The organism is Actinomadura physcomitrii, from assembly GCF_008923205.2.
In the GTDB taxonomy this organism is placed as follows: domain Bacteria; phylum Actinomycetota; class Actinomycetes; order Streptosporangiales; family Streptosporangiaceae; genus Spirillospora; species Spirillospora physcomitrii.
In genome coordinates this window covers 1-13,304 of record NZ_WBMS02000009.1, presented here as the reverse complement: position 1 = coordinate 13,304, position 13,304 = coordinate 1, and the positions used below count along the sequence as shown (strand labels likewise).

The window sequence follows — 13,304 nt, the reverse complement described above, 5'->3', positions numbered from 1 at the left end:
TGACGCTCTGCTTCTCGAGGGAGGGCGGACCCCCGATGAGTCTGGCTCTGTACCGCAAGTACCGGCCAGCGACCTTCGCCGAACTGAAGGGGCAGGAGCACGTCGCCGAGCCCCTCCAGCAAGCGCTGCGCAACGGCCGGATCAACCACGCCTACCTGTTCAGCGGCCCCCGCGGCTGCGGCAAGACCTCCAGCGCCCGCATCCTCGCCCGCTCCCTGAACTGCGAGCAGGGACCCACGCCTGACCCGTGCGGAAAATGCGACTCCTGCGTCGCGCTCGGCCCGTCCGGCACCGGCCACATCGACGTGATCGAGATCGACGCCGCCTCGCACGGCGGCGTCGACGACGCCCGCGACCTGCGCGAACGCGCGTTCTTCGCGCCCGTGTCGGCGCGCTTCAAGGTGTACATCATCGACGAGGCGCACATGGTCACCCGCGAGGGCTTCAACGCGCTGCTGAAGCTCGTCGAGGAACCGCCGCCGCACCTGAAGTTCGTGTTCGCGACCACCGAGCCGGAGAAGGTCATCGGCACGATCCGGTCCCGGACGCACCACTACCCGTTCCGGCTGATCCCGCCCGGCGTGCTGACCGAACTCGTCGAGGAGATCCTGCGGTCCGAGGACGTGCCGTACGAGGCGTCCGCGCTGCCGCTCGCGGTCCGGGCGGGCGCCGGATCCGCCCGCGACACCCTGTCGATCCTCGACCAGCTCCTCGCCGGTTCGGACGAGAACGGCATCACCTACGCGCGGGCCGTCTCGCTGCTCGGCTACACCGACTCCACGCTGCTGGACGAGGTCATCGCCGCGTTCGCGGCCCGCGATGGCGCCGCCGTGTTCGCCGCGATCGACCGCGTCATCGAGAGCGGTCAGGAACCCCGCCGGTTCACCGCGGACCTGCTGGAACGCGTCCGCGACCTGGTGATCCTTTCGAACGTCCCGGAGGCGGGCGGCTCGGGGTTGCTGAACGTCCCGCCGGACGAACTGGAGCAGATGCGGCGGCAGGCGTCCTCGATGGGGCCCGGGGAGCTGACCCGCGCCGCGGACCTGCTGCACACCGGGCTGACGGAGATGCGCGGCGCCACGTCCCCGCGGCTGCTGCTGGAGCTGATCTGCGCCCGGATCCTGCTGCCGGCCGCGTACGAGGACGAGGCGTCCATGTTCGCCCGCCTCGACCGTCTCGAACGCCAGGCCGCGCAGGGCGGTCTCGGTGGCGGGGGCGCCGCGCCGGGCGACGGCCTGAGCCAGGCGTTCGCCGCGTTCTCGCCGTCCTCGCACCCGGACCCCGCCTCCGCCCCCGCACCCGCCCCGGGAAGTGCCGCTGCGGCCGGCGCGCCTCCGGTAACAGGCGCCCCTGCGGCTTCTGGAGTTGAGGGAAGGCAGCCCCCGCCCGCCCAGGGGGGCGACCCCACTTCCAGTGTCGAGCACCCACGGGGCGCGGCGGAAGCGGAACGCGGTTCTGTGGATAACCGCCCCCCGACGGGAGGCAGCGCCGGGCAGGCGCCCCCCGCCGGTACCGCCGGGCAGGCGCACCCTGCCGGTACCGCCGGGCAGGCGGCCCCCGCAGGTGGCGCCGGGCAGGCGGCCCCCGCAGGTGGCGCCGGGCAGGCGGCCCCCACAGGTAGCGCCGGGCAGACGGCCGCCGCTGGTACCGCCCGGCAGCCGGCATCCGGCGGTGGGGCCGGGCAGGCCTCCGGCGGCGGCGGGGTGGACGTGTCCACCGTGCAGCGCTACTGGCCGGACATCATCGAGGCGGTCAAGCAGAAGAGCCGCGCGACCTGGATGGTCATCATGTCCGGGGTGCGGCCGGCGTCGCTGGAAGGGCGCGTGCTCACCCTCGCGTTCGACGCCGAGGGGAACCGTCTCGGGTTCGTCAACGGCAACCGTGACGTGATCCTCAGCGAGGTCCTCCGGGAGCGGATGGGCGTCGACTGGCGGATCGAGACGGTGTCCGGCGGCGCGGGGAGCGGCGGACGCGGCCAGGGCGGTCCCGGACCCAACACGGGCCCGGGCGGCGGACGGTCCGGCGCAGGCGGCGGGCCAGGTACCGGACCAGGCGGCGGGTTCGGCGCCGGTGGCGGGCCCGGTAGCGGGTTCGGGTCGGCTTCCTCGAGCGGGGGCGGCTTCGGATCGTCTTCCCCGGGCGTTTCCCCGTCCCCCGGTGGCTTCGGCTCGACGGCGACGACGGCGACGACCGCGCCGACGACGGCGGCAAGGACACCATCCGGTTTCGGCGGCGGAACGAGCCAGAGCGGACCTCAGCAGGGCGGGCCGCCCTCGAACGCCGTGCCGCGCCCGGCTCCCGGCGGGAACGGGAACGGGAACGGAAACGGCAGTGGAAGCAGCGGGAACGCGTTCGGTGCGGGCGCGGCCGCCGGGGACCCGGGGCCGCTTCCGCCGCCGCCGGACGAGCCGCCGCCGCCTCCGGAGCCGTCCCCCGTGGACGAGAGCGACGAGGTGGACCCGGAAGGAGACGCCGACGCGGACGGCACCGAGGCCGAGATGAGCGGGATGGCGCTCATCCAGCGGGAGTTGGGCGGTCAGATCATCCGCGAGATCGACAACTCCTGACCCGGGTCAGTGCGGGATGGCGTCGATCAGGTCGCGGGCGCCCTTGCGCAGCAGGTCGGCGGCCACGCGGGCGCCGAGATCCTCGCCCTTCTCCGGCGGGCCGGACTCCTCCGACCGCACCAACCGCGTGCCGTCCTGCGTGAACACCATCCCGCGCAAGGTCAGCCGCCCGTCGCGTCCGATCCGGGCGTGGCCGGCGATCGGGCTGTTGCAGTGCCCCTGAAGGCCGTGCAGCATCGCGCGTTCCGCGCCTGCACACCGCCGCGTCTCCCGGTGGTCCAGTAGCCGCACCAGGTCGGCGACGTCGGAGTCGGCGCGGCGGCATTCCACCGCGAGCACCCCCGACCCCACGGCGGGAAGGATGCCGAGGGTCTCGCCCGGCCGGTCGATCCCCAGGCGCGTGAGGCCGGCCCGCGCCAGCACGATGGCGTCGAACTCGCCGGAGTCCAGCCGTTCCAGCCGCGAATCCACGTTGCCGCGCAGGTACTCGACCTGGAGGTCGGGCCGCACCCGGACGAGTTGTGCGCGGCGCCGCACCGCCGAGGTGCCCACGCGCGCCCCCGGCGCGAGATCCGCCATGCACTGGACCTTGCTCCCCGCCGGGAACAGCATCACGTCGGCGGCATCGTCGCGTTCGGGGTAGGCGGCGAAGACGAGCTCGCCGGGCCGGGGGACGTCGCCGGGCACGTCCTTGAGGCAGTGCACCGCGACATCGGCCCGGCCCGTCAGCAGCGCCCGGTCGATCTCGCGCAGGAACGCGCCCTTGCCGCCCAGTTCGCCCAGGTGGCCCCGGTGCCGGTCGCCGGAGGTCTGGATGCCGACCACCTCGACCGTCACGTCCGCGAGTTCCCGCAACCGGGCGGCCACCCCGCGGGCCTGCGCCATCGCCAGCCGCGAGGTCCGGGTGCCCAACCGGAGCACCCCGCCGCCGTCCCGCCACGCGGACGCCGGTTCGCCCGCGCCCGAGCCGGTGGGCGCCGGTGCGGTCGCCGCCGCCTGAGCCGCCGCCCTCCGAGCCGCCACCCCCTGAGCCGGGGCTTCCGCTTCACCTTCGCCCGTCAAATTCGTCCCCTTCTGCCGCGCTTCGGGGTGTCCCCCGCCGGTGCGGCGCGCCGGTTCTCCCACGGGATTCAACCGTGCCGACCTTATGGCTCCTCGGCGACCTCCCGGGTACGCGATCAAGCCCCGGCACGCGGAACAGCGAGGGACGGACGCCCCCTCTCGGATGCCCGCGGGCTTCCCCCGACATCGCCGCGAACACGGGGGCGATCCTCGATGACCTGCAGGTCCGGCGCTATCCTGCACGTAGAGTGGAAGATCGATTACAGGCGGCGATGCCGCCGGCACTCCGGAGGAGGAGTGAATGCGGGCACTGATCGGCGAACGCCGGCGAGGCGCGGTCGAAGGCCACAGCCCGGCGGTACGGACGGCCGGCACGCCCGGGCGCCCCCCGGACTGAACCCTCTTCCACCATGTCACCCCCCTTCACGGACACGGCGCCAGGGCCGCTCCGGTCGGCGCCGGCTTCCGAGTCCCTCCTCGCCGAGGTCGGCGACCGGACGGAGGGACTCCTGTTCTCCGAAAGGGATGTGCACCACCTCATGATCGACAATCTCAAGCGCGGCCTGCTGGTCGCGGCTTCCATCGGCGGGATCTTCTTCCTGGGACAGGCCGCCGCGCAGGCGGGCGAGGACGGCCACGACGGCCGCGGCAACGCGAACGCCGGTTCGGGCAACCAGAGCGCCGCGGTGAGCGGCAAGACCGGTCACGGCGGCAAGGGAGGCGACGCGGCCAGCCAGAACGCCGCCGCGTCCGGCAAGACCGGCGACTCCGGCAACTCCGGCTCGACGGGAGGGAACACCGCCGGCAACCTCTGCGTCATGTCGGACTGCGTGGCCTACGGCTCGTCCGGCGACTCCGGCAAGACCGGGAAGACCGGCGACAGCGGGAAGGCCTTCAACAAGTCGAAGACCGAGGGCGGCAACGGCGGCCGCGGCGGCGACTCGGGCAACAGCCTCGCGAAGGGCAAGTCCGAGGCCGCGGCGGTGGTCTACGCCAAGAAGTACGGCGGGTGGAACGGCGGCGGCGACGCGGCCGCCGCCTCCGGCAACAAGTCCCTCGCGAAGAGCGGCGACACCGGCAAGGGCGGCGACGGCGGCGACGCCAAGAGCAAGAACACCGCTGTCTCCGGCCAGACCGGCGACTCGGGCGACTCGGGTTCCACCGGCGGCAACAAGGCCTACAACATCTGCGTGATGGGCAAGTGCGGGGCCGCGGCCACGTCCGGCGAGTCCGGGGACACCGGGAAGACCGGTGACTCGGGCGACGCCGGGAACCTCTCGCAGACCGAGGGCGGCAAGGGCGGCCGGGGCGGCGACTCCGGCAAGGCCGCCGCCGAGGGCCACAGCAAGGCCCAGGCCGTGAGCGGCGCCGAGAGCGCCGAGAAGTCCTCGGAGAAGGAGGGCTACCGGCTCGCGACGAAGGACGGTGACGACAAGGGCGACGGCAACGCCGCCGCCGAGTCCGGCAACAAGTCCGTCGCGAAGAGCGGCGACACCGGCAAGGGCGGCGACGGCGGCGACGCCAAGAGCAAGAACATCGCCGTGTCCGGCAAGACCGGCGACTCCGGTGACTCCGGCTCCACCGGCGGGAACACCGCCGTCAACGTCAGCCGTCCGCACGACAAGCACGGCAAGGACGGCAAGCACGACGAGCACGGCAAGGGCGGCAAGCACGACGAGCACGCGCTGCTGGTGGCCGTCGCCACGTCCGGCGACTCCGGCAAGACCGGCGACACCGGCGACAGCGGGGACGCCTGGAACAAGTCGAGCACCGTCGGCGGCGCCGGCGGCCAGGGCGGCGACTCTGGCGACGCCGCTGCCAAGGGCCACAGCGAGGCGGCTGCCGTCGCCCGCTGACCTGCGGTCGCCTCGGCGACCGAACATCAGGTGACGCCGCTGCCCGGGCCCCGCTCGAACGCGGGGCCGGGCGGCGGCCCACCCGGACGGACCCGACGAACGGCCGGGGCCTCCTCCGAACGAGGCGGACCGCAGAGCCGGGAGGCGCGCGCCTTAGGGCGCGCGCCTTTGCCGTATTCCGGACCGGATTCCAGGGCGCGGGGGACCGGGCGGCCGGATCGTCCGGAAGATCGACGGCTGCCGGGAGCGCGGAGGGGACATCGGGCGGCCCGCACGTACCGCATCAGCCCGTGACCCCGTAGTCTCGGGGGACGGACGTCCGGTGGTCGGCGCGGTCGCGAGAGAGAAGGCCCTTCCGAGGGGGCCGGAAGAGGGGTGCACCGTGGAACCCGGTGGTCAGTTGAACATGCAGGAACTGCTGCAGCAGGCGCAGGCCATGCAGGAGCAGCTGTTCGCCGCGCAGCGGGAGCTGGCGGAGGCGGAGGTGAAGGGCACCGCGGGCGGCGGGCTCGTCACCGCGACGGTCAACGGCCAGGGCGAGGTGATGGGCCTGGCGATCGACCCGAAGGTGATCGACGCCGACGACCCGGCCGACACCGCCGAGACCGTCGCCGACCTGGTGCTCGCCGCGATCCGCGACGCGGCCCGGGAGGCGGCCGAGCTGCAGCAGGAGAAGATGGGCCCGCTCGCGGCGGGCCTCGGCGGCGGGGGCGGCATCCCCGGCCTCGGGGGCGGCGGAGCGCCGGGCGGCGGCGGGATTCCCGGCGGGTTCCCCGGCCTCGGCGGCGGCCCCGGCGCCTGACCGATCCGAACGGCCCGACCGACCCGAATGATTCGACCGGCACGACCGGCCTGACCGGCCTGACGGGCGCCGGCCGCGCGGACCGGCCGGCGACCAGATCACCGAACCGAAAGGAGGGGTCCGTTGTACGAAGGGGTGGTCCAGAACCTCATCGACGAGCTGGGCAGGCTGCCCGGCGTCGGCCCCAAGAGCGCGCAGCGGATCGCCTTCCACCTCCTCGCCGCCGATCCGGCCGATGTGGAGCGCCTCGGCAAGGCGCTCAAGGAGGTCAAGGACAAGGTCCGCTTCTGCCGGACGTGCGGGAACGTCGCGGAAGAGGAGGAGTGCCGGATCTGCCGGGACGCCCGCCGCGACCCGTCGGTCATCTGCGTGGTCGAGGAGTCCAAGGACGTCGTCGCCATCGAGAAGACCCGCGAGTTCCGCGGCCGCTACCACGTGCTGGGCGGCGCGATCAGCCCGATCGAGGGCGTCGGCCCGGACGACCTGCGGATCCGGGAGCTGATGCAGCGGCTCGCGGACGGCACGGTCACGGAGTTGATCCTCGCGACCGACCCGAACCTGGAGGGCGAGGCGACGGCGACGTACCTCGCCCGGCTGGTCAAGCCCATGGGACTCACCGTCACGCGGCTGGCCAGCGGCCTGCCGGTGGGGGGTGACCTGGAGTACGCCGACGAGGTGACCCTGGGACGCGCATTCGAAGGACGGAGGCTGCTCGATGTCTGATGCCAACAGCCCGCAGGACTGGAACGCCCTCGCCGAGCGCGTGGCGTGCCACGTCGACAACTACCTGAACGGCCTGGAGGCCGTCGCGCGCGGCGACGGCGGGACGCACACGATCCCGCTGCTGCTGCTGGAGGTCTCGCAGGTCATCCTGGCGGGCGCGCAGCTCGGCGCCAGCGCCGACGTGATCCTCCCGGACAACTGGGAGCCGGAGATCGGCGACGACCCGGACCTCGACGCGGTCCGCGCGGGCCTGGCGGAGCGGCTCGGCGACCTCGACGAGTACGTCGAGGTGTTCGACCCGTACAAGGACACCGAGCCGACGCCCTACCGGCTGTCGGACGACCTCGTCGACGTCGCCAGCGACCTCGTCCACGGGCTGCGGCACTACAACCAGGACCGTCCCCTCGAGGCGCTGTGGTGGTGGCAGTACTCGTACTTCAACCACTGGGGCAACCACGCGGGCGCGTCGCTGCGCGCGCTGCACGCCTACGTCGCGAACGACCGTCTCGCCGTGGCCCAGGAGGCCGCCGTAGCCCAGTGACGGCCCTCGGCCTCCGAGGGCGGTCAGCCGAACGGGGGCGGGGTGAGGTCGTAGCGGTCGATGAGGCCGGGCAGCCAGTCGGGCCGGCCGAAGCTGAGCCCGTAGCGGCCGGCGAGCTCGTCGATCGCCGCGGGTTCGGGCGGGCCGCCTGCGACCAGGTCGGCGAGGTCGAGGAAGAAGTGCTCGAACCCGGCGGGGCTGATGACCTCGATCATGCGGCCGGGCATGTCGCCCGCGTTCCACATGGCGTGCAGCTCGCCGCGGGGTTTGCTGATGTAGCCGCCCTCGCCGAGGACGGCCTCCTCGTCGCCGGACCGGAACCCGATCTCGCCCGCGGTGACGATGGAGAACTCGTCCTCGCGGGTGTGCCGGTGGGGCGGGACGAGCGCCCCTACGGGGAACGGGTGCTCCACGATGGCCACCTGGTCACCGGTGTCGGCGCCGAAGAGCTTGAACTGCACGCCGATGGCGCCGAGGTCGCCGACGCGTCCGGCGCCGGGTCGAAGCACGGTCAGTTGCGCGGCCTGCGCGCGGGAGGTCGTTCCGCTGTGCGTCATGGTCCTGCCTCCTGACGGACGCTTCGTTCACTCCCAGTCTGCGAACCGCCGAAATATCAAGTCAAGGCACCCCTGACCTGTGGCTTCATCCTTCCGGCCGGCCACCGGATCCGGCCGTTCGGCGGATCGGCGGGCGGGTGTCGGAGGGCTGTCCTACGGTGTGCGGCATGGCTGATCTTCCGGTTCCGGACGAAGACGTTCTGGTCCTTCCGGACGCGTGGCGGCGGCGGATGTTCCCGCGCCGGGGCGGGCGCCCCGGGCCGGCGATCAAGGTCGACCCGGGCGCCGCCGCGGACGTGCGGGAGCGGCTCCGCGCGCTGGAGCGCGAGCGGCCGGTCGGCGAGCGCGACGGCGTCGCCCCGGAACCGGCCGCCGCCGCGCAGGAGTACCTGGCCGGGGCCGCGAACCCGCTGGGCGCGGCCGTGGGTGCGGCGCTGCTGGCCGAGGACGCGCGGTGGGACCACGTCGTCGAGAAGCTCGCGGCGCCGCTGGCGGACGCGTGGGTGACCGAGCACGGGCTGCCGTTCGCGGCGCGCGCGTTCGCCGATTTGAGCGGGCTCGGCTGGGGGTTCCCGGGCGTCCGGGTCGCGGAGGCGGAGCAGGGGCGGCTCGGCTCCGGCTGGAGGCGGCGATGGTGGCGCGGCGCCGCTGGACGGCCGGGGAGTTCCGCCGCCTGTTCGTGGAGCATCCGCTGATCTGGCACGTCGCGCGGCGGCTGGTGTGGCTCGCCGAGGACGGCGGCGAGGGCCGTGCCGATGACGGAGCCGAGGCCGTGGCGTTCCGGGTGGCCGAGGACCGGACGTTCGCCGACGCCGCCGACGACGAGGTGTCCCTGCCGGAGTCGGCGCGCGTCGGCATCCCGCATCCGCTGGAGCTCGGCGGCGCGGTGCAGGCGTGGTCGGCGCTGTTCGCCGACTACCTGATCCTGCAGCCGTTCCCGCAGCTCGGCCGGGAGGTGCACACGCTGACCGAGGCCGAGCGCGCCGCCCGGCGGCTGGCGCGGTTCGAGGGCGCCGCGCTCGCCCCGGGAGCCGTGTTCGCGCTGGAGCAGCGCGGCTGGCGGCGCGGCGACCCCATGGACGCCGGCATCCAGCACAGCATGTACCGCGCGGTACCCCGCGGGCTGTACGTCAACGTCCACCTGAATCCGGGATTGGACATCGGCATGGCCTCGGGGCAGCGGCTGGAGGCCATCTGGGTGGAGGACCGGCCGGAGACCGGCGACGGGTGCGCCCGGGAGGGGTTCCGGCCGATCGGCGACCTGGACCCGGTGACCGCCTCGGAGGTGCTGGGGGAGCTGGCGCGCGCCACGTCCTGACGTCATATCGAGGTTCTGCGAAACGTCCGGGTAGACTGCGGGTGACCATGACGACGAACGCGCATCCCGCCGAGGACGTCCCCGAGGACGCCGTCTCGGCCGAGCTGCTGGACGTGTTCAAGGCGCTCGCCAACCCGGTCCGGCTCCAGCGGGGGGCGCAGTTACCTGCTCGTGATCCAGTGGCGCGGCCTCGGTAGACTCGTCGGTCAGTACGCCTGACCCCGATCCGAGGAGCGCCCACCCGTGGCTCTTGTCGTGCAGAAGTACGGTGGCTCCTCCGTCGCCGACGCCGAGTGCGTCAAGCGGGTCGCCCAGCGCATCGTCGCGACGAAGAAGGCGGGGAACGACGTCGTCGTCGTGGTCTCCGCGATGGGCGACACGACGGATGATCTCATCGATATGGCCAAGCAGGTCAGCCCCCTCCCGCCGGCCCGCGAGCTGGACATGCTGCTCACCGCGGGCGAGCGGATGTCGATGGCCCTGCTGGCCATGGCCATCGCGAACCTGGGCCACGAGGCCCGCTCGTTCACCGGCTCCCAGGCGGGGGTCATCACCGACGGCACGCACGGTAAAGCCAAGATCATCGACGTGACGCCGGGCCGGATCCGCAGCGCGCTGGACGAGAACGCGGTCTGCATCGTCGCCGGTTTCCAGGGCGTCTCGCAGGGCACCAAGGACATCACCACGCTCGGCCGCGGCGGCTCCGACACCACGGCGGTCGCGCTCGCCGCGGCGCTGGACGCCGATGTCTGCGAGATCTACTCCGACGTCGACGGGGTCTTCACCGCCGACCCGCGCATCGTCCCGCAGGCCCGCAAGATCCCGAAGATCTCCTACGAGGAGATGCTGGAGATGGCGGCGACCGGCGCGAAGATCCTGCATCTGCGCTGCGTGGAGTACGCGCGCCGGTACAACATCCCGATCCACGTGCGGTCCTCGTTCTCCCAGAAGGAGGGGACGTGGGTCGTCGACAGCAGCGAGATCGAAGGACAGGACATGGAGCAGGCGATCATCTCCGGGGTCGCGCACGACCGGAGCGAGGCCAAGATCACCGTGGTCGGGGTGCCCGACAAGGTCGGTGAGGCCGCGACGATCTTCACGGTGCTGTCCGAGGCCGAGATCAACATCGACATGATCGTGCAGAACGTGTCGGCGGCGTCCACCGGCCGCACCGACATCTCCTTCACGCTGCCGGCGAGCGACGGGCAGTCCGCGCTGACCGCGCTGAACAAGCTGAAGGAGCGGATCGGGTTCGAGTCGCTGCGCTACGACGACCGGATCGGCAAGGTCTCGCTGATCGGCGCCGGGATGCGCTCGCACCCGGGCGTCACCGCGACGTTCTTCGCCGCGATCGCCGACGCCGGGGTGAACATCGAGATGATCTCCACCTCGGAGATCCGGATCTCCGTGGTCGTCGCCCAGGACGACGTGGACACCGCGGTCGCCGCCGCGCACCACGCGTTCGACCTCGACGTCGACCAGGTCGAGGCCGTCGTCTACGGCGGCACCGGCCGCTGACGCGGCGCGGCGGCACAGCCCGCCGCGGCCCTTCGACGCCCGGTCGCGGGCCGCACAGGACGTCCTGTGGTCGCCCGCGACGAGGAACACGTCCGCCTGCCGGGCCAGCTGCCCGAGCCGTCCCCGGTACGCCCCGGCCATGTCGGCCCCGCCCCTTCCCCGCCGGGTCGGGGGCCGCACCGTACGCCGTGGGCGCCCCGCGCCGCTTTTCCGGGACCGTGCCGCCGTTATGGGGCGTATGGCGCAAATTCTCGCGCCGCGCCATGGCACCCTCGTCCGGGAACCGGCCGCACCCCGCGGAAGTTCACAGTGCGGGGCCGCGTGCGGCGGACGACCCGACCGACGAGGGGTGATGGCGACCATGGGCTCGACCGCCGGGCCGAGGACCGGACGCGACGGGCGGCGGGCGCCCACGCTGGCCGTGGTCGGCGCGACCGGCGCGGTCGGCGCCGCGCTGCTGGACCTGCTGTCCACCCGCCGCGACGTGTACGGGGAGATCCGGCTCGCCGCCTCGCCCCGGTCGGCGGGCCGCACGCTCCGGGTCCGCGGCGAGGACGTGCAGGTCGCCGCGCTCGCCCCCGAGGTCTTCGACGGCGCCGACATCGCGATGTTCGCGGTGCCCCCCGCCGTCGCCGCGCGGTGGGCGCCGGTCGCGGTGACGCGCGGCGCCGTCGCCGTCGACGGGTCCCCGGCGTTCCGCGCGGCGCCGGACGTCCCGCTGATCGTCCCCGAGGTGAACCCGGGCCTGGTCCGGGACCGTCCGCGCGGCGTCCTCGCGGGCCCCGGCTGCACCACCCTGTCCATGATCGTGGCGCTCGGCGCGCTGCACGAGCGGTACGGGCTGCGGGAGCTGGTCGTCGCGTCGTACCAGGCCGCGTCCGGCGCGGGCCGCGCGGGCACCGACACCCTGTACGCGCAGCTGGAGAAGGTCGGCGGCGACCGGGCGCTCGGCCACCGCGCCGGCGACGTGCGCGGCGTCGTCGGCGACCTCGGCCCGTTCCCGGCGCCGCTCGCGCTCAACGTCGTCCCGTGGACCGGCGACCCGGCCGAGGACGGCTGGGGCTCGGAGGAGCTGAGCATCCGGGACGAGTGCCGCAAGGTCCTCGGCCTGCCGGAGCTGAAGGTCACCGCGACCTGCGTGCGGGTCCCCGTCGTCACCGCGCACTCGGTCGCCGTGCACGCCGTCTTCGGCGAGCGCGTCCACCGGCGCGAGGCGCAGGACGTGCTCGCCCGCTCGCCCGGCGTGGTGCTCTGCGACAACCCGGAGATGCTGGAGTTCCCGACCCCGTCCGACGCCGCCGGCACCGACCCGACGTGGGCCGGGCGGGTCCGCCGCTCCCTGGACGACCCGCGCGCGCTGGAGCTGTTCCTGTGCGGCGACAACCTGCGCAAGGGCGCCGCGCTCAACACCGTCCAGATCGCCGAGCTCGTCGCCGCCGACCTCACCCCGTGACGGCCCGGAGCGCTGCGCCGACCGCCGTCGGAAACGCCGGTGCGTTCGCGGCGGTCGCGGGCCGGTGCCGGACGCGGCGTCTGCGGGACGTCCGATCGGGGCCGTAGGGTGGCATGCGTGACCGAGACGAAGGCGGTGAAGTCCGAGCAGACCCGGGCCCTGATCGTCCAGACCGCGCTCCGGCTGTTCCGCGAGCGCGGCTACGAGGCGACGACGATGCGCGCGATCGCCAAGGAGGCCGGGGTCTCGGTCGGCAACGCCTACTACTACTACGGGTCCAAGGAAGAGCTGATCCAGGCGTACTACGACGAGCTGCAGGACGAGCACCTCGCCGCCTGCCGCGCCGTCCTCGACGCCGAGACCGGGTTCGCGCCCCGCCTGCTCGGCGTGCTGAAGGCCCGCGTCGACACGATGGTCCCCTACCACGAGTTCGCCGGGAAGTTCTTCAAGTTCGCCGCCGAGCCCACCAGCCCGCTCAACCCGTTCAGCGCCGAGTCCGGTCCGGCCCGCGACTCCGCGGTGGCGATCTACCGCGAGGTCGTCGACGGCTCCGACCTGAAGATCGACAAGGAGTTCCGCAAGGAGCTGCCGGAGCTGCTGTGGATCTACTCGATGGGCATCGTCCTGTACTGGGTGCACGACAGCTCCCCCGGCTGCCGCAAGACGTACCTGCTGGTCGAGCGGACCGTCCCGCTCGTCGACCGGATGGTGTCGATGTCGCGGTTGCCCGGCTTCAAGTCCGTGACGCGCGAGCTCGTCGGCATCATCCGCGAGGTCCGCGCCTAGATGAATGAGTCCAAGGGTTCGCCTGCGGACATGGGGCGAGGGCGTCCAATGTCAGTGTGTGAAGACAGACCTAGACACCCTCGCAACGGCACTCTATGCCCGGATCGACGACGAGTTGAAG

At 73.3% G+C, this 13,304-nt stretch carries 13 protein-coding genes; 11 read left to right on the top strand and 2 right to left on the bottom strand.

All coding sequences use genetic code 11. From position 1 onward, the window contains the following. Positions 1-35 precede the first annotated feature (35 nt). Entirely contained in the window at positions 36-2,567 is a 2,532-nt protein-coding gene (locus F8568_RS13165) for a DNA polymerase III subunit gamma and tau (RefSeq protein WP_151593836.1), read from the top strand. Between the two features lie 6 nt (positions 2,568-2,573). Here the strand turns inward: F8568_RS13165 and hemC are convergent, their stop codons facing one another. Continuing rightward, a complete protein-coding gene (gene hemC, locus F8568_RS13160; RefSeq protein WP_202124903.1) occupies positions 2,574-3,479 on the bottom strand; it encodes a hydroxymethylbilane synthase in 906 nt (301 codons plus the stop codon). A gap of 689 nt (positions 3,480-4,168) precedes the next feature. On the opposite strand from hemC, the gene F8568_RS13155 reads away from it, so the two are divergent. From F8568_RS13155 to F8568_RS13140, 4 genes are all read left to right on the top strand, one after another. Then, complete coding sequence (locus tag F8568_RS13155; RefSeq protein WP_160573604.1) at positions 4,169-5,485, top strand: hypothetical protein; 1,317 nt, start codon at positions 4,169-4,171, stop codon at positions 5,483-5,485. 406 nt (positions 5,486-5,891) lie between these two features. Then, on the top strand, positions 5,892-6,287 hold the full coding sequence (locus F8568_RS13150) for a YbaB/EbfC family nucleoid-associated protein (protein ID WP_236008724.1): 396 nt from the start codon (positions 5,892-5,894) through the stop codon (positions 6,285-6,287). A gap of 123 nt (positions 6,288-6,410) precedes the next feature. Next, the gene (gene recR / locus F8568_RS13145; RefSeq protein ID WP_151542562.1) at positions 6,411-7,010 is read left to right on the top strand and encodes a recombination mediator RecR; all 600 of its coding nucleotides are present in this window, start codon (positions 6,411-6,413) and stop codon (positions 7,008-7,010) included. Next, entirely contained in the window at positions 7,003-7,551 is a 549-nt protein-coding gene (locus tag F8568_RS13140) for a DUF5063 domain-containing protein (RefSeq protein WP_151593834.1), read from the top strand. The genes recR and F8568_RS13140 overlap by 8 nt, the downstream gene beginning before the upstream one ends. 23 nt (positions 7,552-7,574) lie before the next feature. Here the strand turns inward: F8568_RS13140 and F8568_RS13135 are convergent, their stop codons facing one another. Further along, entirely contained in the window at positions 7,575-8,108 is a 534-nt protein-coding gene (locus F8568_RS13135; protein WP_151593833.1) for a cupin domain-containing protein, read from the bottom strand. 167 nt (positions 8,109-8,275) lie between these two features. Between F8568_RS13135 and F8568_RS13130 the strand changes: the two genes are divergently transcribed. From F8568_RS13130 to F8568_RS13105, 6 genes are all read left to right on the top strand, one after another. Continuing rightward, positions 8,276-8,803: a hypothetical protein gene (locus F8568_RS13130; RefSeq protein WP_151593832.1), complete on the top strand. Its 528-nt coding sequence runs from the start codon at positions 8,276-8,278 to the stop codon at positions 8,801-8,803. Next, on the top strand, positions 8,740-9,426 hold the full coding sequence (locus F8568_RS13125) for a DUF4132 domain-containing protein (RefSeq protein WP_151593831.1): 687 nt from the start codon (positions 8,740-8,742) through the stop codon (positions 9,424-9,426). Before F8568_RS13130 ends, F8568_RS13125 begins: the two co-directional genes overlap by 64 nt. A 41-nt stretch (positions 9,427-9,467) precedes the next feature. Then, entirely contained in the window at positions 9,468-9,623 is a 156-nt protein-coding gene (locus F8568_RS13120) for a hypothetical protein (protein ID WP_160573603.1), read from the top strand. 46 nt (positions 9,624-9,669) lie between these two features. Beyond that, positions 9,670-10,944 (top strand): aspartate kinase, encoded by a 1,275-nt coding sequence (locus tag F8568_RS13115; protein ID WP_151593830.1) that lies wholly within the window; start codon positions 9,670-9,672, stop codon positions 10,942-10,944. A 352-nt stretch (positions 10,945-11,296) separates the two neighbouring features. Continuing rightward, a complete protein-coding gene (locus F8568_RS13110; protein ID WP_236008711.1) occupies positions 11,297-12,397 on the top strand; it encodes an aspartate-semialdehyde dehydrogenase in 1,101 nt (366 codons plus the stop codon). Positions 12,398-12,514: 117 nt separating this feature from the next. Next, a complete protein-coding gene (locus tag F8568_RS13105) occupies positions 12,515-13,183 on the top strand; it encodes a TetR/AcrR family transcriptional regulator (protein ID WP_151593829.1) in 669 nt (222 codons plus the stop codon). The last annotated feature ends 121 nt before the right edge of the window (positions 13,184-13,304 follow it).

What these genes read in the sequence shown, in the direction of transcription:
- F8568_RS13165 (WP_151593836.1), top strand. Translation starts at nt 36, where the DNA reads ATGAGTCTGGCTCTGTACCGCAAGTACCGGCCAGCGACCTTCGCCGAA.
- F8568_RS13155 (WP_160573604.1), top strand. Translation starts at nt 4,169, where the DNA reads ATGATCGACAATCTCAAGCGCGGCCTGCTGGTCGCGGCTTCCATCGGC.
- F8568_RS13150 (WP_236008724.1), top strand. Translation starts at nt 5,892, where the DNA reads ATGCAGGAACTGCTGCAGCAGGCGCAGGCCATGCAGGAGCAGCTGTTC.
- F8568_RS13140 (WP_151593834.1), top strand. Translation starts at nt 7,003, where the DNA reads ATGTCTGATGCCAACAGCCCGCAGGACTGGAACGCCCTCGCCGAGCGC.
- F8568_RS13135 (WP_151593833.1), bottom strand. Translation starts at nt 8,108, where the DNA reads ATGACGCACAGCGGAACGACCTCCCGCGCGCAGGCCGCGCAACTGACC.
- F8568_RS13130 (WP_151593832.1), top strand. Translation starts at nt 8,276, where the DNA reads ATGGCTGATCTTCCGGTTCCGGACGAAGACGTTCTGGTCCTTCCGGAC.
- F8568_RS13125 (WP_151593831.1), top strand. Translation starts at nt 8,740, where the DNA reads ATGGTGGCGCGGCGCCGCTGGACGGCCGGGGAGTTCCGCCGCCTGTTC.
- F8568_RS13110 (WP_236008711.1), top strand. Translation starts at nt 11,297, where the DNA reads ATGGCGACCATGGGCTCGACCGCCGGGCCGAGGACCGGACGCGACGGG.